This is a genomic window from Veillonella absiana (genome assembly GCF_032970865.1).
GTDB classification, from domain to species: Bacteria; Bacillota; Negativicutes; order Veillonellales; family Veillonellaceae; genus Veillonella; species Veillonella absiana.
This window is the reverse complement of the sequence record NZ_JAWJZB010000006.1, coordinates 138795-164569: the sequence shown is the minus strand read 5'-3', so window position 1 is coordinate 164569 and position 25775 is coordinate 138795. Positions and strand designations below refer to the sequence as shown.

Below are 25775 nucleotides of genomic sequence, written 5' to 3'. Positions count from 1 at the left end.
AAAAAGAAATAATAGTGAAGCTTTAAAGTAATAATAATTCTCTACTTCTGATTGTATTGTATCATCTATATCAAATTTTTTCAATATGTATTTTGTAAATTAAATAGAATTTTTTCAATATCAAATTATCATTCAAAAAAATAGGACAGCATTCAATGAGAAGTACTGTCCAGTCTATAAAATACCCCCAATATTAGATTATTGATTCTACTATTGGGGGCATTTTATCTATTAATCACTATTCAATTTATGCTTTTTTCTTGTTCTTCTCTTTGTTTTTTAAGGTCTTTGTTTTTTAAGGCTTTCACAGAGAGACCGATACGATTACGTTTTACCTCAACAGAAATAATTTCTGCCTCGATGATATCCCCTACGGCGAGTACATCGGATGGATGTTGACGACCATTACATACCTCGCTGCGGTGCAAGAGACCATTTGTTTTCAAACCAAAGTCGATGAAGGCGCCAAAGTCCACAACATTATGAACAGTACCTGTTACCACAGTACCAACCTTGATATCCTCAAGGCTCACAACATGTTTACGAGTCAATGGTGCTGGTAGATCTTCACGTGGATCGCGACCTGGTTTTGCCAAAGCATCTAAGATATCCCGAACAGTTGGTACACCAGCGTTCAATTTGCCGGCCAATTTTTCAGCATCTACTAATGGCAATTTGACCTGCAATTGTTCGAGGGATTTTTTATCTTGTAAATCCTTCAACGTGAATCCTAATTCGCCCACGATTTGTTCAGCTAGTTCATAGGATTCTGGATGGACGGATGTATTATCCAACGCATTTTTACCTTGTTGCAAACGAAGGAAACCGGCACATTGTGTGAAGGCAGCTGGTCCTAAACGAGGTACTTTCAACAATTCTTTACGGCTCTTGAAGGCACCTTTCTCTTGGCGATAGGCCACGATATTTTTAGCCACCGCACTGGAGATACCAGCGATGTGTTGCAAGATAGCTGGAGATGCAGTATTCAATTCAACGCCTACATGGTTAACTACGGTTTCTACCACTTGGTCCAAAGTATTGGTCAATTGTTTTTGATTAACATCATGTTGGTATTGACCAACGCCAATGGATTTTGGGTCGATTTTAACAGATTCAGCCAATGGATCTTGTACACGACGAGCAATGGATACGGCACCACGAATGGTTACGTCCAAATCAGGTAATTCGTCGATAGCGAGTTTAGAGGCAGAGTACACGGAGGCACCTGCTTCGTTGGTGATGATGTAATGACAGTTCAATTTTTCTTCCTCAATCATAGTGGAAGCAAATTGTTCCGTTTCGTAAGAGGCCGTACCATTACCGATAGATAATAGTGTGACGCCAAATTTACGAATTTTATCGGCCAATACCTTTTGTGCCTCTTTGCGAAGCTTTTCACTATTCGTTAAATAGTAGGCACCATAATCGAGCACATTACCTTGGGCATCGATGATGGCCATTTTACAACCAGTACGGTACCCTGGATCAAGGCCCATGATGACATGACCTGCCAATGGTGGTTGTAACAATAGATTTTTAAGGTTTACTGCGAAGATTTTGATAGCTTGTTCATCCGCATTTTCTGTGAGTTCATTACGAATTTCACGCTCCAATGCTGGATATAGCAAACGTTTATACGCATCAGCTACCGCTGAAGATTTATATTCGGAGAAAATAGAATTGCCTTTATGCAATTTGCCAATCATGTATTCGATGTATTTATCGTCAGGAACGGTAATGCCTACTTTCAAAGCACCTAGTTTCTCGCCGCGGTTGATAGCCAAAATACGATGGGATGGCATTTGACGGATTGGTTCTGCATATTCGCCGTATTGCAAGAAACCTTGTTGTACCTCTTCGTCGCCAGCGAGTACAGTTTGTACAAAGCCTTCATTCCACATCGTTTTACGCAAGTATTTACGGAATTCGGCACTATCGCTCACCATTTCCGCTACAATATCAGATGCACCTTGAATGGCATCCTCCGGCGTTGGCACTTCATCGTTGATGAAATCTGCTGCGATTACCAATGGATCACCATTGGCTACGGAATCGTCCATAATCATTGTGGCCAATGGTTCCAAGCCACGTTCACGAGCAATGGATGCGCGGGTGCGTTTTTTAGGGCGGTATGGTAAATACAAATCCTCTAACTCTTGCAATTTTGTGGCTTTCATCAAAGCTGCGTTGAGCTCGTCCGTCATTTTTTCCTGTTCCGTAATGGACGCCACGATTTCCTCGCGACGTTTTTCCAAATTGCGGAGGTACTGGATGCGTTCCTCGATGGTACGTAATTGCTCGTCTTGCAATTCCCCTGTCACCTCTTTGCGGTAACGAGCGATGAATGGCACCGTGTTACCATCGTCTAATAACTCAACTGCCGCTTGCACTTGCTTAGGGCGCACTGCTAATTCCTTAGCAATAATCTCAAACATTCTCTCGTTCATGAATACAAATCCTTTCAACTATCATTTTTGTGAAAGCCCCAAAGGGCATTCTGCGATAGGTGTTACATGCTACTACTTAATAACGCCTCGATGGGCGCAAAATTATCTACTAGTTATCTACTGATTATTTACGTTTATAAGTTACAAATTTGTGTGGATATTTATTTTTCTCATCCACTGTACCCTCGATGGTTTCCACAATTTCAAATTGTGATGCATCAAATTCTGGGAAGAACGCATCGCCCTCAAAGGTGTGATCCACTTCGGTAATGTGCATCACATCTACGAATGGCAAAAACGCCTCATAGATTTGCGCCCCACCGATAACATAGGCCGCGTCCAAATCCTTGGCTGCCTCTGCCACAGCCTCAGGGGAATGGAAAATACGCACGCCCTCTGGCGCATCAAAGCCTTTGTCCTTTGTAATGACCCAATGCTCACGATTCGGCAATAGGAATGGCAGACTCTCAAAGGTCTTGCGCCCCATGATAATCACATGGCCTGTTGTCTTCTCTTTAAAGAATTTCAAATCATTTGGCAAATGCCAAATCAAAGTATTATCTTTGCCAATGACACGATTATGAGCCACTGCTACGATTAATGCTAACATATTGTTCCTCATACATCGACTTGTCCACAGCACATAGTATTTTTACGTACAAAATGGGGTCAAATGTTTTAGTTATCCACTTAATTTTAAAATTATCCACAAAACTTTGCACACCAAGCTATTGGTTTTCCACAAGTTATGCACATTTTACGCACAACCTAATTTCTCAACAAATATGCTGGTTTTTCAAACATTCGAACTTAGTTATCCACAATATCCACATTTTATTGTGAATGAGTTACGCACAAAATGTATGTTCGCCACCAACTTATCCACAAAGTTATACACAAACAGTTCATAACTCCAGTATTTACGTGAACTTGCGGTACATTTTACAGAACCATTACGATAATTACTGGGGATTTCCTTCGTGCATTTGCAGAAATCCGCTCCCTATCGTATTGATATACACTACAAAATTTCGGTAATTTATACGGCCACTTCCATGGATAGTTTTCCAAGATGTTCATAGCCATCAAGAACAACATCCTCTGGTTTAAAGTCATAGAAATCATGAATCTCAGGATTTACAATGATTTTTGGTGCCGCCAATGCTTGATTGCGACGAGATAATTGCTCACGTAATGCATCTACATGATTTTCATAAATATGTGCATTGTTGATGACATGGGTAAATTTACCTGGCTTCAATCCTGTCACTTGGGCAATCATGCACACCAAGGCAGCGTATTGTGCTGTATTAAACGGAATGCCAAGGCCCATATCGCCACTACGTTGTACGAGCATGCAATTCAAATGGCTATCCGCCACATCCCACAATGTTTCATACGCACATGGTTGCAACGCCATATCCGGTAAATCCTCGATATTCCACAATGTCACAATCATGCGACGACTGTCTGGATCATGTTTAATGGTGTTAATCAAATTATCTAACTGTTTGTATTTCGCAATTTGGTAGCCATAGGCTTTGCCGATGGTACCGTCTTCGCGCATCCATTCGTCCCAAACGCGAACGTTCATGTCTTGCAACTTGCGCACATCATTGGATTGCATTTGCCAAATCCATAACAATTCTTTCACCGCCGTTTTGAAAGCCACGAATTTCGTAGTCAAAATCGGGAATTCCTCTTGCAAATCAAATTGCATGAGTTGATGAGGCAATTTATACGTCGCCACGCCAGTTCGGTTTTTCCCGAATGTGCCGTGTTCTAGAATGTTTTCAATAATTTGAAGGTACTGTGTATCAGCTAAACTCATGGTATCACTCCCTATCTATGTACTATGTTGTGTATTATAACAATGTTCGATGTGAAAGCTATGAAATGCGCTATCCCCATTTCATGTTGGGATAGCACAAACCAACTATTAACCTCTATAATTTGCGATGGCCTCTAAAAACGATGTGCCATATTTTTTTAATTTCGCCTCACCCACACCTTTGACGGCATGAAACTCGGCTAAAGTACTTGGTTTCAAATTGGCCAAGTCGATGAGCACTGTATCTGGGAAAATCAGATATGGAGGAATCTTAGCCTCTTGTGCAAGGGCCTTTCGATGCAAACGCAAGTGTTCAAATAGACCGGAACTGCCCGATGTGCGATTGACCATGGCAGAGCCTCTAGCGCCAGCCGAACGGCTAGTTCCGCCGTTTCCACTGAATCCATTTGATGCACCAACGGAACCTGCCCCACCGAAAGCTCCAATACCACTAGCATTACGCATGGTATCTGCATTTCGTCTGCCACTGACGGATTTACGTTTTGGTACGAATACCTCTTGGCGAATTTCCTCTACCTTTTTATGACCGGCTAGAACCTCTTCGGCACCAGCGGTGAGTGAAAGTATGGGATATTTACCAGTTGATGATTGCAAATAACCAGAGGCAACAAATTGATGAATGAGGCCTTTGATTTCTTTATCTCCAATATCACTGAGATAACCAAATACTGGCAGCGCATCATAGCCGGCGCGGGTAATGCGTTCCGTTCTTTCACCACGAACGATAGAACAAATCATGGTCGCCCCAAATCGTTCCTCGGTGCCACGGATGGCACGGAATATAGCCTTAGCCTCGCGCGTTACGTTCACCGTATTGCCTTGAGACTCGCAAGAACTACAATTGTCGCAACGATCCCAAGGGGTGCTTTCACCAAAGTAATTAATCATGTATTTACGAAGACACGTACTACAGAAGCAGTAGTCGATCATGGCTTGCAATTTGCGCAGTTCCACGTCCTGACGGCCCGCCTCATGGCTGCCCTGACTGATGAGGTACTTGTGAATCTGCACGTCCTGACCATTGTACAGGAGAATGCATTCCGCCGGCGCCCCATCGCGACCGGCCCGACCTGCCTCCTGATAATAGGATTCCATATTGCGCGGCATCTGGTAATGCAGCACATAGCGCACATTGCTCTTGTCGATGCCCATGCCGAACGCATTAGTGGCCACCATGACCTGCACCTGATCGTAGGCATAATAATTTTGCATCGTCTTGCGCAACTCGTCGGACAAACCGGCATGGTAATAGCCCGTCGAAATACCCGCCTTGGTCAGATTGTTATAAACCTTTTCCACATCCTTGCGGGTGGAACAGTAAATAATCCCATTCTCCTCCGCATGTTGAAGCACGTAATCGACGATAAAATCCATGCGCTGGGACGTGCGAATAACGGAAAATTTCAAATTTGGTCTATCGAATCCCGTCACATGCACGTTCGCATCCTGCAATCCTAGCAATTTACGAATATCATTTTCAACAGACTTCGTCGCTGTCGCTGTGAAAGCGCCGATTACCGGGCGATGGCGCAATGTTTTGAGGAATTCCCCAATCATCCGATAGGACGGACGAAAATCGTGTCCCCACTCAGAAATACAATGGGCTTCATCCACGATGACCTGCGCAATGGGCATGCCACGCAACACGTTACAGAAGAATGTGGAATCCAATCGTTCTGGTGCGATATATAGTAATTTAATTTGACCACTGCGAATGAGATACATAGTCTTGCTAAATTCCGCTTGTGATAGGGTACTGTTAATCAATGCCGCAGGCACATTCATTTCGAGAAGTCCGTCTACCTGGTCCTTCATCAACGAAATAAGTGGCGAAAACACGATGGTCAAGCCTTGTTTACATAGTGCAGGCACTTGAAAACAAATGGATTTTCCCGCCCCGGTCGGCATGATACCGAGCACGTCCTCGTTGCGAAGTAACGCCTCTACCGGAGCCACTTGGGCAGGACGAAAAGAGGCATAGCCCCAATAGGTATGCAATATCTCGAGAGCCCGTTTCATTTGGGCTGATTGCTCCATGGCTATGCCTCCTTTCATCGTTACAGTTCATTGTCGGTTACATTATCTAAAGTTACATACGACTGGAATTAGTCATTCAGGTCATAACGACTTCCAATAGCTATGGTTAGCCGTACATTCAGGTCGATCATAAAATAAACCACTATATACTCACAAGTATGTAAAATCACATTGAGTTTTAGTCAGTATCTTGTGGTTCATTTCGAAATATATCTATATTATATACCATATTTATTAATTTACATAGTCACTTTAACTAAAGCATTATACAATTATCCTATAGGTTACATTCGCTAAAGGAGGGTATTTATAATGGTAGAAATCACCTTAGAATTCTCTGATGAAGAGTATCGATTACTCAAAGAATTATCCTCAAAACACACTATAACAATTGAAGAATTTGCTAAAACAACTGCATTGGACGCCATTGGAAATGACGAAAAATTCCAAGAGTTTCGAATTTTTCAAGCAAAACCATTACTGCCAGCCGCTGTTGTGTGTACTAATAATCCATCTAGCATTAAAAGAGCTTCACTCTTAGGCTCATAATCTGTAACAAAGCTCTCGTCTGGCAATACGCAAAGTAAGTCACGTCCCATATAGGCTTCTTCTGGGCACACACCAAGTACGGCCTCCATCGCAGCTGTTACTGGCACCTCTGTTAGCTCGTAAGCCGGGAATGTCATTTCATAACCATTTTCTACGCGGTTTACGAATAAATCACCGCTCATAGTGTGAAATACGATAGTTGATTCCTTAAAATTGCATTCATTAAAAATCACAAATGCTGTTGCTAATGTAGCATGACCACATAAATCGACCTCACTGCCAGGTGTAAACCAACGTAAATCAAAGCCATTGCCATCAGCCGCAGCTTGTACAAAGGCCGTTTCAGACAAATTGTTTTCAATAGCAATGAGCTGCATTTGTTCATCAGTGAGTGGTTGTTCCACTAAGCACACCGCAGCGGGATTGCCTTTAAATACGATATCGGTAAATGCATCTACAATAAATTGTTTCATCGATAGGCCTCCATTTCATCAGCATCGCAAATTTATATAAATAGTGTCTGTGTCCAATATAAACGATAATAGGATTTTATATACCCTGATTAGCAGTGTTGTATGCAAAAATAAAATCTATAGAAAGTTAGAACTTTCACCTTGTATTGTGGTAAAATAAATCTATTATTGTGTTTTATTATAGTTATGTATTGAGTAAGTTGCAAGGAGGTCAATTTCATGACCAACAACATTATGATCATCATCGCCTTTGCATTGTACCTGGGCCTGATGATGTATATCGGTGTGTATTATTATCGCAAATCTAACAGTATCGGCGATTATATTCTCGGCGGGCGTCAGCTTGGGCCTTGGATTACAGCCCTCAGCGCGGAAGCGTCGGACATGAGTGGTTGGATGCTGATGGGTGTGCCGGGACTAGCGTATAGCACAGGGATTTCTGGTCTCTGGATTGCTGTGGGGCTTACACTAGGCACTTGGGCGAACTGGCAGTTCGTATCCCGTCGTTTGCGTAACCATACAGAAATTTCTAATGACAGTCTCACATTGCCGGATTTCTTGAAGAATCGTTTCCACGATCAATCTCATTCCGTGGCGGTTATCTCAGCGCTGTTCATTCTGATATTCTTCCTAATTTACACATCCTCCGGCTTTGTAGCGGGCGGCAAATTATTCAATACCATATTTGGTCTTGATTACACCGTGTCGCTATTTATCACGGCCGGCATCGTAGTGTTCTACACATTCCTCGGTGGCTTCCTCGCCGTATCTTGGACAGACTGTATTCAAGGGGCTCTCATGTTCTTCGCTATTATAGCGGTGCCAACAACAGCAGCCTTTGCATTGGGTGGTCCAGTGGACACAGCATCGCTCATCGCTCGCGAATTCCCACAAGGTTTAAATATCTGGGGGAATGAAAGTGACCCATTCAAATTGTTCATCGGCATTATCTCTGCATTAGGTTGGGGCCTCGGCTATTTCGGTCAACCACACATTCTCGTGCGTTTCATGGCCATCTCCGATGCTCGTGAGCTGAAAAAATCCATGAACATCGCTATGGTGTGGGTAATCCTTTCCCTTACTGCGGCGGTTATGGTTGGTCTTGTTGGTCACGTATATCTCCTTCCTGAAAGACTCGAAGGCGTTCAAGTAGAAACAATCTACCTCGTTATGACAGAGCGTTTGTTCAGTCCATTCATGGCTGGTCTCATCTGGTCTGCTGTTCTAGCAGCTATCATGAGTACAGCATCTGCTCAATTATTGGTAACAGCATCTGCAATTTCCAATGACTTCTACCATAACTTGATTCATCCTGGTGCTAGTGACAAAGAACTCGTATTAGTCAGCCGCATCACAGTATTATTAGTAGCTGCTATCGCTATTTACATGGCACTAGATCCTGACAGCTACATTTTAACAATGGTTGCCTATGCTTGGGCTGGCTTTGGTGCTGCCTTTGGTCCTGCCATCGTGTTCTCCTTGTTCTGGAAACGCATGACTCGCCACGGCTGTATCGCTGGTATCCTCGTAGGTGGTCTCACAGTATTGATTTGGAAACAATTCGGCTGGCTTGGCCTTTACGAAATCATCCCTGGTTTCATCTTCTCCTCCATCGCGATTTATGTGGTAAGTATTATGGATAAACTTCCACCTAGAGCGGTAATTAGAGATTATAGAGCAGCAGAAAAAAAACATAGTTTATAGAAGGAAGCCCCAGGCTACCGTCCTCTCATTCCGAACGCTTCGCGTAAGTCATTCGAGGACGGCAGCCTGGGGCTTTTTCTTTAAAACAGATGTGTAGAGGAGACGAAGACGCGACATTTAGCGGCTCTGCGTTTCCTCTATTTTATTACTCTGCTATAGGTGGCAATACGACATCAAAAGAAATACCTCTAGCATTAATGATTTCTTCAAAGTATAGGTTTATGGCCTTCTCAAGATTCATTCCTTGAGACTGTAGGATTTCTTCTACAGCAGATTTCAAATTCTCATCAATTGTTACTGTCATCATTTCATAATCAGCTAGCATTGTTCTTCTCCTTTTTGCACACAATATAACAGGTTTATACCTTTATTATGTATACTAAAATTGCAAGTTCAAATTGAACACCTTTAACCAAATAATTTAAGCTGCATAGACGGTATCTAAATAAGCTTCAAATAAATCATCAGGCGTATCATACCCAAGGGACTTTCTAGGTAATGAATTCGTATCCTCTGCAAACCAGAGAATCTGCTCAGCAGAGTAGTTTTCGATAGACTTTCCTTTAGGTACGTACTTATGGTAGGCGTGATTGATTAAGGGCGTTATACAGCGTTTTAGCACATACAAATTCCTCTTCAGTAAACAGATTATGCTTCTTAGCATAGCCAGCACATACGTCTAATGACCAGTTATCTTTTTTAACTTGCGCTGCAACCCAAATAGCAAATGGACTTTCAGACGTAATGCGCTGTTTACGACCAGAACGTTTTCTGTTTTCATAGTAAACGGCTTGACCTCGACTAGGTACATACTCTGTTGGTCTGCCTCGAAGTGTCGTCTTAGTTGCAGTGCCACGTTTTAATTCGTAGCCCACAGTACTAGGTGAGCAATTAAGTGCTTTTGCAATCTGGCGATAAGAGTAACCTTGCTTATGGAGCGCTTTGATTTCGCATCGATCTTCAAATCTTAAATGTTGTCCTCTTTCGCGAGGTAGGGTATTAATGGTATTATTTAGGTAGTCCATAGTGATTGCCTCCGGTTAATTTTGTGTCGTAACTTAATTTTACCATTGATGCAATCCTATGGATCTTTTTATTTAGTTTTAGTGTTCAATTTCATTCTACAATTTACGCACAATTTTCTTTAGCAAATATTTTTCTAATCTCATCCATTATACCTACATAAGTAGCTGGTGTAGACCGAATTGATGTACCTATTTGCTTTTGATCTATGACAATACAATTAGGATTACGCGGAATAAATGCTTCAGTCATGAGGGAACTTTTACCAGAGCCTGCCACACCTGTAATAGCTGTTAATACGCCCTTTGGTATTGTCACGTTAATATGCTTTAGATTATTGGCACATGCACCTTCAATGATAAATCCTTCGTTCCATGGTAATGGATTTTCATTTACTTGGATTTTTGAATTCATCGACTGGGATATAAATGATGATTTACCAGAACCAGATACCCCTGCAAAGACAACTAATTTGTTTTTAGGAATCACCACATTGATATTTTTTAAATTATGTTCTTTAGCGCCGATTACTTCAATTTGATCTTCTTGCATCACCACTATACAACCCTTCTATTTTATAATACTCCCATAGCACACCCAGGTTTGCGCACGGTCAATATGTGCCGTTACAGTATCGCCAACCTTGAGGGAATCGTCTTTTGGAAATAGCACCATTTTGTTGCCCGATGTACGACCAAACCAGGTATTCTCATCACGTTGACTAGGCCCTTCTACGATAATATCAAAATTATGACCTTCCATAGGTTTATTCAAATCAAGGGAGATTTCATTTTGAATATCCATTAATTGTTGTAAACGAACACGCTTTACTTCTTCTGGTACTTGTTCATCCATCGTCGCCGCTGGTGTACCGGAACGTTTTGAATAAATAAATGTATATGCCATATCATAGCGAACATCTTTTAACAATTGTAATGTATCTTGGAAATCTTCTTCCGTTTCTCCTGGAAAACCTACGATAATATCTGTAGTAACAACTACATCTTTGATTTTCTCACGGCAGTATTGTAATAATGCCTTATAATGATCGACAGTATAATGACGATTCATTTTTTGTAAAATTCGATTTGAACCAGATTGAATTGGTAAGTGTAGATGCGTCACTACATTACTAGAAGACCCTAATGCATCAATCATGGATTTAGTCATATCTTGTGGATGGCTTGTCATATAGCGAATACGTTCAATCCCTGGGATACCATCAAGAGCTGTAATTAAAGTACCAAAATCAGTACCATCTTTGAAGTCTAAACCATAGGAGTTTACGTTTTGTCCCAGCAATGTAATCTCTTTAAATCCTTGTTGACCTAGTTCTGTTACTTCTTTCACAATAGCCTCAACAGGACGACTAATTTCACGCCCACGCACATGTGGTACTATGCAATATGTACAGAATTTATTACAACCATTCATAATTGGTACCCACGCAAAGAAAGTTCCATTTGGTTTGGCTTGTAATTCAGGGAGAACCGTATTATCCATATCAACATTAATTTGATGCTTATGTGTCCGTTGTACTTCTGCAATCATCTCATTAATATGTTGTATATTATGTGTTCCTAGAACAATATCTACATGGGGAGCACGTTTAAACATTTCAGCTTGGTTCTTTTGTGCCATACAACCAGTGATGGCCAAAATTAAATTCTTATTTTTCTCTTTTAATCGTTTTAATTCACCAATACGGCCAAAAACCTTAGTTTCAGCAGTTTCACGTACTGCGCAAGTATTTAGCAAGATTAAATCAGCAGCCTCAACCTCCTCAGTAGGCAAGTAACCCACTTGCTCTAATTGATGCGCCAAGCGCTCGGAATCTGCTGTATTCATTTGACAACCATAGGTATAAATATAATATGACTTCATCTAAAACTCCTAATATAATATACATCATCTCTAGTGTTAGCTGATGATTACTTATTCAGTATGTCGACAATAAAATAATTAGACAGGATTACTGTCTAATTATTTTTCGTTTAGGTTCAACAATATTTTTTACTTTTATAGACATACGCTCAATAGACATACCTGTAATATATTCAATTTCTTGACGAACAGATTCTTGAATATTTTGCATCAATGGACGCACTGGATGTCCATGTTCAATAACTACCGATAAATCAATATTTAGGCCATTTTGACCTTGTTTACTCTTTTTGAAAGAAATATCGCTAGATGCATCTACACCTGCAACCTTCTCAAGTCCGTTTCTCACAAGCTTTAGAATGACTTCATCTGCAAATGTAAGTCGTCCATAATAGCTAAATGCTGGACGTACCACGGATCGTTCAAATCCTTCTGAACCAATTTGACCGAGCTCATCTGGGTTTTGTTTCTTTAATGTTCTACGGCGCCACATCGTTTTGATTGGATCGATGAGATAACCTCTAAAATGAGGTTTCAATTCCATAGTAGGCACTGGGATAATATGTTTTCCTTCTTTTAGTCTAGCGTATTGCGCCTTTTCAATCTCCTTCGGTGTAGCTACATCTTCAATGCGAATATAGCGACTTGGTAATGGAATGCCAAGAGCTTTTGTAATCTTCTGTACCATATTGTCAGATGTGCCAATAATCATCAATCGTTCTGGATTAATTTTATCAATCATATCTTTAACAGATTTGACCTGCACTGGATCTTGGAAGATGGCACGGCGCACGGCTTTAAGTCGGCTAGATTCCTTTTTAGCCGAGAATCCTGCTACTATTTTATTGTCATGAATCAAAATACCATCATCGATGATACATTCAATATTATTTTCGTGAGCAATAACAAGGGCACGATGGCTCTTTCCGGTACCGCTACTACCAACAAATGCTACAACTTCCATATGTATTCCTCGTCCAGGTACTACCTGAAGACTTTCATTTAATGTGAGGATACTAGGCTCTAAATACATAGTACTTGATACTACGTCAAGCCCGACCCATTTCTATATTAGTAAGCTTTTATAGCTTTCATAAATAAATTAAATTTTTCAGAATCCACAACATATTCACCTAAGTGATAGGGTGTACGTCCATTAATACCATGATAATCAGAACCACCAGAAACGAGTAAATGACGTTCCTTAGCCATAGCTAAATAGCGTTCCTCTGCCTCGGTATTATGTTTAGAATGATATACCTCTATACCATCAAAATCATAATCTAATAATTCCTCTACCCAAGTATCATTACGTATTAAGATTGGATGTGCTAGAATAGCCAATCCCGCAGCTTGATGAATGATATCAAGTACATCAGGTACCTTGAGTTTAACCTTTGGTACATAACAAGGTCCTTTGGCGTTTAAAATATGATCAAATGCGTCTTGCACATTTTGGGCATAACCGTGTTCTATAAGTAATTGCGCAATATGTGGACGACCATAGGCCTCAGTATCAGGGAACTTAGATTTGAGTTCCTCTAAGGTTATCATAAACTCATTAGCTTGACACAGTTCAATCATTTTGATAACACGTTCATAACGCTTTTCCTTGAAATACGCCAAAAAATCACGTAATGGTTTATTATTGGGGTCAAAGTCATATCCCAAAATGTGAACATCTTTTCCTCTAAAATCAGAACTGAACTCACAACCGGTAATGATTTGAACCTGATCTTGTTTGATAGCTTTCATTACACGACAACCATCAATTTCATCGTGATCTGTAAGGGCCATATAGGAAATACCTTGTTCGATAGCATGTGTTAACAATTGTTCCGGTGTCTCTATACCATCAGAAAACGTAGAATGCATGTGAAAGTCAACTCGCATGTCCATCACGCCCCTTTCTCATAAAATGTATTATATAATTTATAGTGTTTTAACTCAAATATGCACACATTATATATCTATATGCTCCAAGCACCGTTGTAATGATACTTATATACATTATTGTACTATAAAATATATAGACCTATTATGAGATATGTAAAATTTTATACTATCAATTTATTATCCCTTATTCTTACACTTTATTCAAGAAAAAATAGCAAAGTTACGATGTATTTAGTCATATATCGTAACTTTGCTATTTAGCTATAGTTATATTAGCTCAATAAGCAATATTCTAATATAACTATATATGTTTTATAATGTTTCCAATAATTCTTCAACTTTTGCTTTTACGTCAGCAATTGGTGTATTAATAGCTTCCCCATTTTTACGAACTTTTAATTCCACTTCATTGCTTTCCAATGTATTTTTGCTCACTGTAATGCGTAAAGGATAGCCGATTAAATCAGCATCTTTAAATTTAACGCCTGCACGATCTTTGCGATCATCTAATAATACATCTACGCCAGCAGATTTCAATTCATTGTAGATAGTTGTACTTGTTTCCATTAATGCTTCGTCTTTAGCATTGATAGGTACGATAACAACTTCAAATGGAGCAATGGAGCGTGGCCAGATAATACCATTTTCATCATGATATTGTTCAATAGCTGCTGCCAATGTTCTGGAAACACCGATTCCATAGCAACCCATTACCATTGGATTAGGACGACCATTTTGATCAAGGAATGTAGCCCCTAATGCTTCAGAGTATTTTGTACCCAATTTGAATACTTGGCCTACTTCAATACCTTTGCTCTTAGCCAATTCACCACCACATGTTGGACATACGTCTTCATCAGTAATTAAACGAATTGGTGCTACGATAATATTCTCTACATTGAAATCACGTTTTGGATTGATATTGATGTAATGAGCATCAGGTTTGTTAGCTCCACCACATACGTTGAATGTTTCCATAACAGATTCATCTACAACAATAGCGAATTCTTCGGATTGTTTTAAACCTACAGGGCTAATAAATCCAGCTGTTAAACCAACGCGTACCAATTGCTCTGGTGTTGCCATTTCAGGTTCTACATTACCGTCCACAGCATGTTGCACTGCTACTTCATTCACTTCATGATCACCGCGAACTATGGCTAAAATGACTTTATCTTCAATAGCAAATACTACTGCTTTGATTGTTTTTTCTAATGGTAATGAAAGCATCTCTGCTACAGCATCAATCGTATTAGCATGTGGTGTTTCTACTACTTCTAATTCTTTCAACGCTTCTTCAGTTTGTTTCATAATACCTGGTTTACCGATTTCAATGTTCGCAGCATAATCGCATTTTGTACAATGAATGATATCTGCTTCACCAGCCTCTGCAATAGCCATGAATTCATGTGTATTGGAACCACCAATTGCACCAGAGTCAGCTTCCACTGGTTTACATGTCAAACCACAACGAGCAAAGATATTAGAATACGCATCATACATCAATTTATATTGAATATCTAAACCTGCTTCATCAGCATCAAATGAATACGCATCTTTCATAATAAACTCGCGACTACGCATCAAGCCATAGCGTGGACGACGTTCATCGCGGTATTTATTTTGAATTTGATATAAGTTTACTGGCAATTGACGGTAGGAGTTGATTTCATTTTTAACAAGTGTAGTAATCATCTCTTCATGTGTTGGGCCAAGGCAATATTCATTGTCATGACGATCATGAAGGCGAATCATTTCTGCACCATATGCATTCCAACGACCAGATTCCTTCCAAATTTCTGCAGGTTGAATGATTGGCATCATAATTTCTTGAGCCCCTGCTGCATCTAATTCTTCACGAACGATGCCTTCGATTTTACGGATACTTCTCCACGCCAATGGTAAAAAGCTATATAAACCGCTGGACATTTTACGAATAAAACCAGCACGTAACATATATTGTTGGCTAATTACATCAGCATCAGAAGGCATTTCTCGTAATGTTGGTGCATATAATTTACTTGCTAACATGAATAATTACTCCTTATCAAGTGTTTCTAAATAATCATCAATTTCACGGAATAAAGCATCTACTAATTCTGCTTCTGGTACTTGTTTGAGGACCTCACCTTTACGGAAGATAATCCCTAGGCCTTTACCGCCAGCAATCCCAAAATCAGCTTCTCTCGCTTCACCTGGTCCATTGACTACACATCCCATAACAGCCACTTTAATTGGGACCTTAATCGTTTTTAAACGAGCCTCTACAATCTCTGCCATGTCAAACAAATTAACTTGGCAACGTCCACAAGTAGGACAGGAAATCATAGTAGCACCGAAATTTCGTAAACCAAGGCTACTTAAAATACCTTGAGCGACTTCAATTTCATGGATAGGATCACCTGTTAGGGATACGCGCATAGTATCGCCTATGCCTTGCAATAACAAGGCGCCAATACCCATAGCAGACTTAATTGTACCTTGTGTAATTGTACCTGCTTCGGTAACACCTAAATGTAAAGGATATGGCACCTTAGCTGAAAGCTTTTGATATGCCTCTACCATCAATGGCACTTCCGTAGCTTTAATGGAAATCTTCATTTGACGATAGTCTAATTTTTCCAAAATACGAATGTGTTCTATTGCTGTTTCTACCATACCATCAGCAGTTGGATGACCACCGTAGGCAGATAAAATATGTTGTGGTAGTGAACCAGCATTAACACCAATACGAATTGGAATTTGTTTTGGTTTAGCCTTTTCAATAACCGCTAATACACGATCTTCACCACCGATATTGCCTGGATTGATACGCAATGCATCTACATCATTATCAATGGCTTCCAAAGCAAGGCGATAATCAAAATGAATATCTGCAATTAATGGAATATGAATCCCTGCTTTTACAGTTTTTAAGGCTTTCGCAGAATCCATATTTGGTACTGCTACACGAACAATTTCACAACCCGCATCTGCAAGGCGATTAATTTCTGCTATAGCCTTATCTATATGGACAGGGTCCGTTGTAATCATAGATTGAATACTCACTGGTGCAAAATCACCAATTTTTACATTTCCTACCATGATTCCATTAGTTTGTTTTCTTACTATCATAGTATATCTCCTAAACGATCTTTCGTTTATGTATGTTCTAACTCAATGACCAGCTTAAAATATAACATATCTGGCTATGTATAGAGTATATTACGTTAGTATATCAGTCTTATCTTAGATACGGCTAATATCTTGTACTGTAGTATACAAGAAAATAAATAATAAAAGCGCCAACCCAGCCATTTGGATATATTGTAATGCCTTAGGCGGTAATTTGCGTCTTGTAATACTTTCAACAAGGATGATGATGAGATGACCACCATCTAGAACGGGTAATGGCAATAGATTAATAACACCTAGGTTGATACTCAAAATAGCTGTGAATTGTAATAAATACACAAAGCCAATTTGAGCAACTTCACCAGCCATTTGTGCCACTCCTACCGGGCCCGCTAATTGAGCTTCTTCTGTCCCTACTATCATAGACCATAAGCCGGTAATCATTTGATGAACCATATTGACTGTATAGGCCACAGCACGATAAGCGGCCTCACCTATAGGATATTTTGTCATGATAGACGAAGGATTAATTCCAATAATCGCACGCCCATTATCAGTTTCCATAGGAATAATGGTAGACTCAATCATTTGACCGTTACGTTCCACCACAATTGGAATTGCGTGTTTTTGAGTTCCTTGTAAAGCTATAGCAATATCAGTCCATTTAGTAATTTTCTTACCATTTATAGAAGTAATTTTATCATTTACCTCCAAATGTGCTATCGCTGCTGGACCCGTAGAATGCATACGACCAATCACAGGTTCTGAAGACGGACTTGGTGCTCCAGAGATTACCAAAATTGAAAATACGATTAAGATAGCCAAAAGGAAATTGAACACTGCACCGGCAGAAATAACGATAAATCTCTGCCATGCTGGTTTATTCAAGAAAGATCGATCGTCTAATTCTTCTTCATCACTCATTCCGGCAATTTTATTATAACCACCTAATGGAATAGCACGAATAGAATATAAAGTCTCATCTTTTTGAACTTTTACAATGGCAGGACCAAAACCGATGGCAAATTCATCAACACGCATACCACAAGCCTTAGCAGTTACAAAGTGTCCTAATTCATGAATGAACACAATAACCCCAAACACAAATATGGTGGCTAACATTGTTATCATAGTAACTCCTATTTAATTAATTCAGAAGCTTTACATCTTGCCCATTGGTCAATGGCCAATAGGTTATCTAGAGTAAAGTCATCTTCCGATTCCATCGCATCTAAGACGGATGTAACGGTTTGATATATTTGAGGGAAAGAAATCTTATCCTCTAAAAATGCGTATACTGCAGTTTCATTAGCTGCATTGAATACGGCTGGTTTAAAGCCCCCTTGACGACCTACTTCAAATGCTAGTTTTAAAGCAGGGAAATCATCATATCTAGGCGGCATAAATTGTAATTCTAGTAATTCTTTGAATTCCAATGTTTTATAAACCAAAGGAATTCTGTCAGGATAGGTCATAGCATATTGAATAGGTTCTCTCATATCCGGATTACCTAATTGAGCCAAAATAGCCCCATCCTTCATCATAATCATAGAGTGTACAATACTTTGTGGATGTACTACTACATCGATATGCTCAAAATCAAAATCGAAAAGCCAATGAGCCTCAATAACCTCTAGACCTTTATTAAATAAAGACGCAGAGTCTATAGTGATCTTATTCCCCATGCTCCATGTAGGATGACGTAAACAATCAGCTGCAGTAGCAGTTTGAATTTGTTCTCGCGTCCAAGTTCGTAAAGGACCACCAGAGGCAGTGATAATTAATTTATCAACATTCTCCTTCACTTGTCCTTCTAAACATTGGAAAATAGCACTATGTTCACTGTCGATAGGCAGAATCTTTACATTATGTTCCTTAGCTAATGATGTAATCAGAAAACCACCAGCCACTAAGGTTTCCTTATTGGCTAACCCAATAGTTTTTCCAGCCTTGATAGCCTCTACTGTGGAGCTAATTCCTGCAGCACCAACGATAGCGGTAATTACCATTGTCGCCTCTTGTAACGTAGCAGCTGCAATTAAAGCTTCTTCACCACAATAGAGTTTAGTAGGTCCATGGTAACGAGACTTGAGAGCTTTATAGGCACTTTCATCAACAACACCGGCCATGATAGGTTCATGGGCTAGAATTTGTTGTTCTAGTAAATCAATATTATGATGCGCCACTAATGCCACAATTATAAAACGATCTGGATGTTGATTTACCACATCAATCGTTTGTGTACCGATAGAGCCAGTACTGCCTAATATGCTAAGATATTTCATAATTTGCCTCGATTATAACAATGTTAAATATGCAAGAACTGCCGGAGCCGCAAATAACAAACTGTCAAAACGATCTAATACACCACCATGCCCTGGTAATAACACACCAGAATCTTTTACATCACAAATGCGTTTCATTTTAGATTCGAATAAGTCTCCCAATGGTGCAAGAACGCCGATAATAATGCCAAAGAAAGCCCCCATATACATAGGTGTTCCCACAATAAAGGCATATACAATCCCCGTTGCAATAGCACCAATAAAACCGCCAATAAAGCCCTCTAAGGTTTTGTTAGGACTAATAGTAGGAACGATTTTATTTTTACCAAAAGCACGACCTGCAAAATAGGCAAATGTATCGCTAGCCCAAGTTGTAAATAACAAGAGCCAAATCGTTACAACACCCCAATTGTCTCGTTCATATGGCATAGGTAGCAAACTATATAGAGAATCCTGACGAATCAATAATAATGCACCCATTCCTAGTAATACATAAATTACACCAAAGATACTATACCCTACATTATGTAATTTATAGCGTTCACCGAAAGTCATCATCATATACAAGCAGAAAACTCCAGCTAAGCCGATAGCAAGAATAATATTATAATAGCCTAAGGATAAAGATGTCATTACCGCGAGGATATAGATATAGCCCCACAATAAAGGCATGCGAACACGGCGTGATTTTGCTAATAGCGTAAACTCACGCCATCCAATTAATGCTAACAGAGTAATAAGGGCATCAAAAACCACCCCACCAAATGTAATGCATACGATAGCGATAATAAAACCGACTAGAGCTGTTATAACACGAGTTTTCAGCATAGTTTATTCCTCTTGTAATCCACCAAAACGACGTTCTCGTTGTTGGTAGGCATACACAGCTTCTAACAACGTTTCCTTTGTAAAGTCAGGCCAGTGTAAATCTGTAAACCAAAACTCTGCATAGGCTAATTGCCATAATAAAAAGTTACTAATTCGATAGTCCTTGCTTGGACGAATCAATAAATCTACATCGCTAAATTCCTTCGTAAACAGTTGAGACCCAAAATAGTCCTCAGTAATTTCATCCGTTGTGATAACTCCTTGTTGAACTTGTTCTACCATAGAGCGCACGGTACGGATTATTTCATCACGTCCCCCATAATTGATTGCTAATTGTAGGGTTAGACCTGTATTATTCGCAGTTAATTCTTCAGAGTCCCTAATAATATGTTGCAATTCCTCTGAAAGCCCAAGAATATAGCCAATAAAACGAATTCGTACATTCTTCTTATGCATCTCCTGAACATTTTTACTTAAGTATTCTTTTATGAGTGACATTAATAATGACACTTCATCTTCTGGACGTTTCCAATTTTCTGTGGAAAATCCATATACTGTCAATGCTTTTACACCGATTTCATCAGCAGCAACAACAATTTTTTTAAGAACATCAGCACCTGCACGATGTCCCATATTACGTGGCATCCCACGACGTTTGGCCCAACGGCCATTGCCATCCATAATAATGCCAATATGATTTGGTATATTACTAGGATCGATAACAAGATCGTTTGGCAGTTTCGATTGTTTTCCAAATAGCTTAGTTAGCATAGTCCACCTCAGCACTAATACCAAAGTCACTGTTAATCATTGGTCTATAAATTAGTATGTGCCATGTTTCTTGTATTTCCTTCACACGAGCTACATAATAACCATCAGTAGCAACATCGAAGAAACGGTTAAAGTTATCTCCAATAGTTACCTTAAATGGAATATGGGCAGCCTGCAAACGAGACTTTGCAAGCTGCCATGGCATACCCAAAAGATCATTAGAATTAAGCATTATACTTCTAATACATCCTTTTCTTTTACATCTTTTAATTGATCGATTTGTTTAATCTTAGCATCAGTCAATTTCTGAATTTGATCTAAACCATCTTTAGCATCATCTTCAGTAATTGTTTTAGCTTTTTCTTCTTTTTTAATAGCATCATTGGCATCACGGCGAATGTTACGAATTGCTACTTTTGCATCTTCAGCTTTTTTATGAACGACTTTAACAATCTCTTTACGGCGTTCTTCTGTTAATTGAGGAATAACCAAACGAATTTGAGCACCATCATTGCCAGGGTTCAAGCCTAGATCAGATTGTAAAATCGCTTTTTCAATGGCGCCAATCATACTTTTATCCCATGGAGCAATTAAGATCATCCGTGGTTCTGGCACGGAAATATTAGCTACTTGGTTGATTGGGCTAGGAGTGCCATAATAGTCTACCATTACTTTATCAAGTAATGATACACTGGCGCGTCCTGTACGGATAGAAGCAAATTCATGTTTCAATGCCTCTATAGATTTGTCCATGCGAGTTTCTTCTTGCGCTAATAACTCTTTCACTTCCATTGTTTTATTCTCCTCTAACGATAGTACCGATTTCTTCGCCTTTAGCAGCCTTTGTGATATTACCAGGAATATCCATGCTAAATACAACAATCGGAATATTATTGTCTTTACATAATGTTGTGGATGTAGCATCCATAACTTTTAACTCTTTGCTAATCACATCCATATACGTTAATTCATCAAATTTAACAGCATTAGGATTGATTTTAGGATCAGAGTCATATACACCATCAGCAAACTTCTTAGCCATCAAGATAGCGTCAGCTTCAATTTCTGCAGCACGCAATGCAGCAGTTGTATCAGTGGAGAAGTATGGTTTACCAAGACCTGCACCAAAGATAACAATGCGTTTTTTCTCTAAATGACGAATGGCACGACGACGAATATATGGTTCTGCAATTTCTTGCATTTCAATAGCTGTTTGAACACGTGTATCTACACCAGCTTGTTCAAGTGCATCTTGTAATGCTAAGGAGTTCATCACTGTAGCAAGCATCCCCATATAGTCAGCAGTGGCACGATCCATACCTTTATTGCTACCTGCTAAACCACGCCATAAGTTACCGCCCCCTACAACGATAGCAATTTCAAGATCCGTATTTTTAGATAATTCTGCAATTTCCTTTGCAAATCCTTCTACTGCATCTGGATTGATACCAAAACCTTGTTCACCTGCTAACGCTTCACCGCTTAATTTTAAAACGATGCGATTAAAATGTCTCTTTGCCATTTCTTTACTCCTTACTATTGCAAAATAAGAGAACACTGTACGGTGTTCTCTTATTTTATCTCAATTATTTACCAACAGATGCCATAACTTCCGCTACAAAATCATCTTGGCGTTTTTCAAGACCTTCGCCTAAACCGTAACGAACATAACGGCGTACGTTGATGTTTTCACCGATTTTTGCAATATTTTCATTAATGATTTCAGTAACAGTTTTGTCACCATCTTTAATGAATACTTGTTCTAAAAGGCAATTTTCTTTATAGAATTTTTCTACACGGCCAGCAACCATTTTTTCCAAAACTGCTTCTGGTTTTGGTTTGCGACCGGCTTTAACATCTTCTTCAGCTTCTTGTTTAGCTTGTTCTAACAATACTTGTTTTTCATGTTCGATAACATCTACAGGAACTTCTTCACGGTTCAAGTATGTAGGGTTAGCAGCAGCGATTTGCATAGCGATATCGCGAGCTAAAGCTTGGAAATCGTCTGTTTTAGCAACGAAGTCAGTTTCACAGTTAACTTCTACTAATACGCCGATACGACCACCAGCATGAATATAAGAAGTAACAACACCTTCAGCTGCAATACGACCAGCTTTTTTAGCTGCAGCCGCTAAACCTTTTTCACGAAGAAGGTCAACAGCTTTCTCGATATTGCCATCAGTTTCTGTTAATACTTTTTTGCAGTCCATCATGCCTGCGCCAGTCATTTCGCGTAATTCTTTTACCAAAGCAGCAGTAATTGCCATTGTTTAGTTACCTCCTAGTATTAATTAAGGTAAGGAATAAAAGCCCTTACCCTAATTATATATGTTTAATTTTTATGTTTCAATGAGTATTCATACTGAATTCTCATATACAGCAAAAGTTTTAAATTCAGTAAACTAAGGTGTATATTATTCAGCGTCTTCAGCTACTTCTTGAGCATCTAAAGATTCGCCTTGACGACCTTCCAATACTGCATCAGCCATAGCGCCAGCTAATAATTTAACGGCACGGATAGCGTCATCATTTGCAGGGATTGGGAAATCGATTTCATCTGGATCACAGTTTGTATCTACAGTTGCTACTACTGGGATACCCAATTTTTTAGCTTCCGCGATTGCAATACGTTCTTTTTTAGGATCGATTACGAAAAGAGCACCTGGCATTTTAGGCATATCTTTGATACCGCCAAGGTATTTTTCCAATTTTTCCATTTCATGACGAAGACCGATAACTTCTTTTTTAGGAAGTACTTCGAATGTACCATCTTCAGCCATAGTTTCCAATTGTTTTAAACGTTTGATACGAGTTTCAATTGTTTTGAAGTTTGTCAACATGCCGCCCAACCAACGTTCGTTAACGAAGAACATGTTAGCACGAAGAGCTTCTTCTTTAATTGCTTCTTGAGCTTGTTTTTTAGTACCTACAAACAAAATAACTTCGCCTTGGCTAGCTACTTCGCGTAAGAAATTGTAAGCTTCGTCTACTTTGCCTACTGTTTTTTGAAGGTCAATGATATAAATACCATTGCGTTCAGTGAAGATGAATTTCGCCATTTTAGGATTCCATCTTCTAGTCTGATGACCAAAGTGTACACCAGCCTCTAATAATTGTTTCATTGATACAACTGCCATTGTGGCACCTCCTGTTAATTAACCTCCGTCTCTTCATCCCTCGGGTCACCCAAAATTAGGCACAGTACCGAAGTCCAACGACGTGCGTATTTTTCATACCCAATGATTATAGCATAAACCAAAATACACAATCAAGATATTTTCTACAAGTTCTTGTAGATATTTTATGATTAAATCTCATATACTACTAGTCGTAGCATTGTAAATACTATGATAAGCATAGAAACTTGTAATATGAGTAGTTATAATCCACTACCGCTATTGCGAATGGCCTCAATGGCAACTTTGCGATCTTCCGCTCCAAATACAGCAGACCCGGCTACCAAAATCGTCGCCCCCGCTTCTTTAATAGCGATGGATGTCATACTATTGATACCGCCATCTACTTCAATATCAGCGTCAGTATTGCCAATCATGCCAAGTAAAGCTTTAGCTTGTTTTACCTTTTTTATGGCATTAGTAATGAAAGATTGACCGCCAAAACCTGGATTAACACTCATGATTAAAATCATATCTAAATCATTGGCTACATCCTCTAATGTTGATACTGGTGTGCTTGGATTTAATGCCACACCTGCTTTCATACCTTTTGCTTTTATTTGTTGAATCAAACGATGCATATGAGGAACAGTTTCTTGATGGAATGTGAAATATTCCACCCCGATAGCTGCGTATTCATCTACATAATCCTCTGGATTTGTTACCATTAAATGTACATCAAAAGGCAAATCAGTATATTTACGAATAGCCTTTACAATAGGGGCACCAAATGTTAAATTCGGTACAAAATGGCCATCCATTACGTCAATATGTAATATATCAGCGCCAGCTTCTTCAATACTTTTAATTTCAGCAGCTAATTCTGCAAAATTAGCAGATAGCATAGATGGTGCAATTTTAATCATTATCTTGACCTCTTTTTCTGATTCATAATTTCTTCGCGTATAGCGAGGTACGCTTCATAACGAGATAGGAAAACAACTCCATTATCTACGGCTTGTTTCACGCCACACACTGGTTCTTTATCGTGATAACAAGGACTAAATTTACAATCAACTTCACAAGATAAAAATTCAGGAAATAGACTTGGCAAGCGCTCCAATGATACATCATTAAACTCAATGGCACTAAATCCAGGTGTATCCATAATGAAAGATTCCTCATTCAAACTAAATAAAGAAGCATGTCTCGTCGTATGTCTACCACGTTTAATTTTATCACTCACATCACCAGTTTGAAATGCAAAATTTGGTTCTAATGCATTGAGCAAGCTACTCTTACCCACACCAGATGGACCAGCAAAAGCAGTAATCTTTCCTTCTAATGTAGAGCGTAACTCTTCAAGACCTTCTTTAACATAAGTCGATGTACGTATAACTGTATACCCAATAGTTTGGTATCGATCTACCAATTCTCGTGTATTTTCATCAGCTAGATCACATTTATTTATGCAAATAACCACTGGAATATCAGCGTGCTCAATCATGACGAGCAGTTTATTAAACAATAATTCATTGATATCTGGTTCATGAGCAGCCACCACTAGGATAACTTGATCTATATTAGCTACTGCTGGACGAACCATAGAGTTAATTCTAGGAAGGATGGATTCAATGAATCCATCCTCAGAATAATGCACGCGGTCACCAACGAGTAAAGTATATCTATTCTGTTTTAAACGGCCACGCACTTTACATTCATGTACCTCTCCATCAGGAGATTGCACATAGAAATAGCCATTCATATTTTTTACAACAATCCCGATATTCATAGTG

At 39.3% G+C, this 25775-nt stretch carries 24 protein-coding genes and 1 pseudogene; 1 reads left to right on the top strand and 24 read right to left on the bottom strand.

Annotated elements, in window-relative coordinates; all coding sequences use genetic code 11:
* Positions 1-242: 242 nt before the first annotated feature.
* The 5 genes from RVY80_RS06430 to RVY80_RS06410 all read right to left on the bottom strand — a co-directional run bounded on the left by RVY80_RS06430 (position 243) and on the right by RVY80_RS06410 (position 7358).
* Positions 243-2447, bottom strand: a complete 2205-nt coding sequence (locus tag RVY80_RS06430; protein ID WP_317329989.1) for a Tex family protein — start codon at positions 2445-2447, stop codon at positions 243-245.
* Positions 2448-2571: 124 nt separating this feature from the next.
* On the bottom strand, positions 2572-3057 hold the full coding sequence (locus RVY80_RS06425) for a dihydrofolate reductase (protein ID WP_295190427.1): 486 nt from the start codon (positions 3055-3057) through the stop codon (positions 2572-2574).
* Positions 3058-3486: 429 nt separating this feature from the next.
* Positions 3487-4278 (bottom strand): thymidylate synthase, encoded by a 792-nt coding sequence (locus RVY80_RS06420; protein WP_295190430.1) that lies wholly within the window; start codon positions 4276-4278, stop codon positions 3487-3489.
* Between the two features lie 108 nt (positions 4279-4386).
* The gene (recQ, locus tag RVY80_RS06415) at positions 4387-6336 is read right to left on the bottom strand and encodes a DNA helicase RecQ (protein WP_317329988.1); all 1950 of its coding nucleotides are present in this window, start codon (positions 6334-6336) and stop codon (positions 4387-4389) included.
* A 464-nt stretch (positions 6337-6800) separates the two neighbouring features.
* Complete coding sequence (locus tag RVY80_RS06410) at positions 6801-7358, bottom strand: PhzF family phenazine biosynthesis protein (protein WP_295193481.1); 558 nt, start codon at positions 7356-7358, stop codon at positions 6801-6803.
* 219 nt (positions 7359-7577) lie between these two features.
* On the opposite strand from RVY80_RS06410, the gene putP reads away from it, so the two are divergent.
* Entirely contained in the window at positions 7578-9062 is a 1485-nt protein-coding gene (gene putP, locus RVY80_RS06405) for a sodium/proline symporter PutP (RefSeq protein WP_295190438.1), read from the top strand.
* Between the two features lie 145 nt (positions 9063-9207).
* On the opposite strand, the gene RVY80_RS06400 is transcribed toward putP, so the two are convergent.
* The 19 genes and pseudogenes from RVY80_RS06400 to rsgA form a co-directional block, all read right to left on the bottom strand.
* The gene (locus RVY80_RS06400; protein ID WP_317329986.1) at positions 9208-9387 is read right to left on the bottom strand and encodes a type II toxin-antitoxin system RelB/DinJ family antitoxin; all 180 of its coding nucleotides are present in this window, start codon (positions 9385-9387) and stop codon (positions 9208-9210) included.
* A 96-nt stretch (positions 9388-9483) separates the two neighbouring features.
* Positions 9484-10087: pseudogene (locus RVY80_RS06395) on the bottom strand (transposase).
* Between the two features lie 103 nt (positions 10088-10190).
* Positions 10191-10643 carry a hypothetical protein gene (locus RVY80_RS06390; protein ID WP_317329984.1) on the bottom strand — a complete coding sequence of 151 codons (453 nt, stop codon included), beginning with the start codon at positions 10641-10643 and terminating at the stop codon, positions 10191-10193.
* A gap of 12 nt (positions 10644-10655) precedes the next feature.
* Positions 10656-11969, bottom strand: a complete 1314-nt coding sequence (miaB, locus tag RVY80_RS06385; protein ID WP_295188044.1) for a tRNA (N6-isopentenyl adenosine(37)-C2)-methylthiotransferase MiaB — start codon at positions 11967-11969, stop codon at positions 10656-10658.
* A gap of 88 nt (positions 11970-12057) precedes the next feature.
* Positions 12058-12933 (bottom strand): Asp23/Gls24 family envelope stress response protein, encoded by an 876-nt coding sequence (locus tag RVY80_RS06380; RefSeq protein WP_317329983.1) that lies wholly within the window; start codon positions 12931-12933, stop codon positions 12058-12060.
* Positions 12934-13040: 107 nt separating this feature from the next.
* Positions 13041-13868 (bottom strand): PHP domain-containing protein, encoded by an 828-nt coding sequence (locus RVY80_RS06375; protein ID WP_317329982.1) that lies wholly within the window; start codon positions 13866-13868, stop codon positions 13041-13043.
* Positions 13869-14177: 309 nt separating this feature from the next.
* Positions 14178-15896, bottom strand: coding sequence for a proline--tRNA ligase (locus RVY80_RS06370; protein ID WP_295188040.1), 1719 nt, complete (start codon positions 15894-15896; stop codon positions 14178-14180).
* A 6-nt stretch (positions 15897-15902) separates the two neighbouring features.
* Positions 15903-16979 carry a flavodoxin-dependent (E)-4-hydroxy-3-methylbut-2-enyl-diphosphate synthase gene (ispG, locus tag RVY80_RS06365; RefSeq protein WP_317329981.1) on the bottom strand — a complete coding sequence of 359 codons (1077 nt, stop codon included), beginning with the start codon at positions 16977-16979 and terminating at the stop codon, positions 15903-15905.
* A gap of 114 nt (positions 16980-17093) precedes the next feature.
* Positions 17094-18110: an RIP metalloprotease RseP gene (gene rseP / locus RVY80_RS06360; protein WP_317329980.1), complete on the bottom strand. Its 1017-nt coding sequence runs from the start codon at positions 18108-18110 to the stop codon at positions 17094-17096.
* Between the two features lie 8 nt (positions 18111-18118).
* A complete protein-coding gene (locus RVY80_RS06355) occupies positions 18119-19264 on the bottom strand; it encodes a 1-deoxy-D-xylulose-5-phosphate reductoisomerase (protein WP_317329979.1) in 1146 nt (381 codons plus the stop codon).
* A 12-nt stretch (positions 19265-19276) separates the two neighbouring features.
* Entirely contained in the window at positions 19277-20092 is an 816-nt protein-coding gene (locus RVY80_RS06350) for a phosphatidate cytidylyltransferase (RefSeq protein ID WP_295188033.1), read from the bottom strand.
* Between the two features lie 3 nt (positions 20093-20095).
* Positions 20096-20863: an isoprenyl transferase gene (locus tag RVY80_RS06345; RefSeq protein ID WP_295193072.1), complete on the bottom strand. Its 768-nt coding sequence runs from the start codon at positions 20861-20863 to the stop codon at positions 20096-20098.
* Complete coding sequence (locus tag RVY80_RS06340; RefSeq protein ID WP_295188029.1) at positions 20853-21095, bottom strand: hypothetical protein; 243 nt, start codon at positions 21093-21095, stop codon at positions 20853-20855. The genes RVY80_RS06345 and RVY80_RS06340 overlap by 11 nt, the downstream gene beginning before the upstream one ends.
* A complete protein-coding gene (gene frr / locus RVY80_RS06335) occupies positions 21095-21655 on the bottom strand; it encodes a ribosome recycling factor (protein ID WP_295188027.1) in 561 nt (186 codons plus the stop codon). Before frr ends, RVY80_RS06340 begins: the two co-directional genes overlap by 1 nt.
* Before the next feature lie 4 nt (positions 21656-21659).
* Positions 21660-22385, bottom strand: a complete 726-nt coding sequence (gene pyrH / locus RVY80_RS06330; RefSeq protein ID WP_295193074.1) for a UMP kinase — start codon at positions 22383-22385, stop codon at positions 21660-21662.
* Between the two features lie 64 nt (positions 22386-22449).
* Positions 22450-23130, bottom strand: coding sequence for a translation elongation factor Ts (gene tsf, locus RVY80_RS06325; protein ID WP_295188023.1), 681 nt, complete (start codon positions 23128-23130; stop codon positions 22450-22452).
* Between the two features lie 147 nt (positions 23131-23277).
* Positions 23278-24000: a 30S ribosomal protein S2 gene (rpsB, locus tag RVY80_RS06320; RefSeq protein ID WP_295188021.1), complete on the bottom strand. Its 723-nt coding sequence runs from the start codon at positions 23998-24000 to the stop codon at positions 23278-23280.
* Between the two features lie 242 nt (positions 24001-24242).
* Positions 24243-24905, bottom strand: coding sequence for a ribulose-phosphate 3-epimerase (gene rpe, locus RVY80_RS06315; protein ID WP_295188019.1), 663 nt, complete (start codon positions 24903-24905; stop codon positions 24243-24245).
* Positions 24905-25771, bottom strand: coding sequence for a ribosome small subunit-dependent GTPase A (gene rsgA / locus RVY80_RS06310; protein WP_295188017.1), 867 nt, complete (start codon positions 25769-25771; stop codon positions 24905-24907). The genes rpe and rsgA overlap by 1 nt, the downstream gene beginning before the upstream one ends.
* Positions 25772-25775 lie beyond the last annotated feature (4 nt).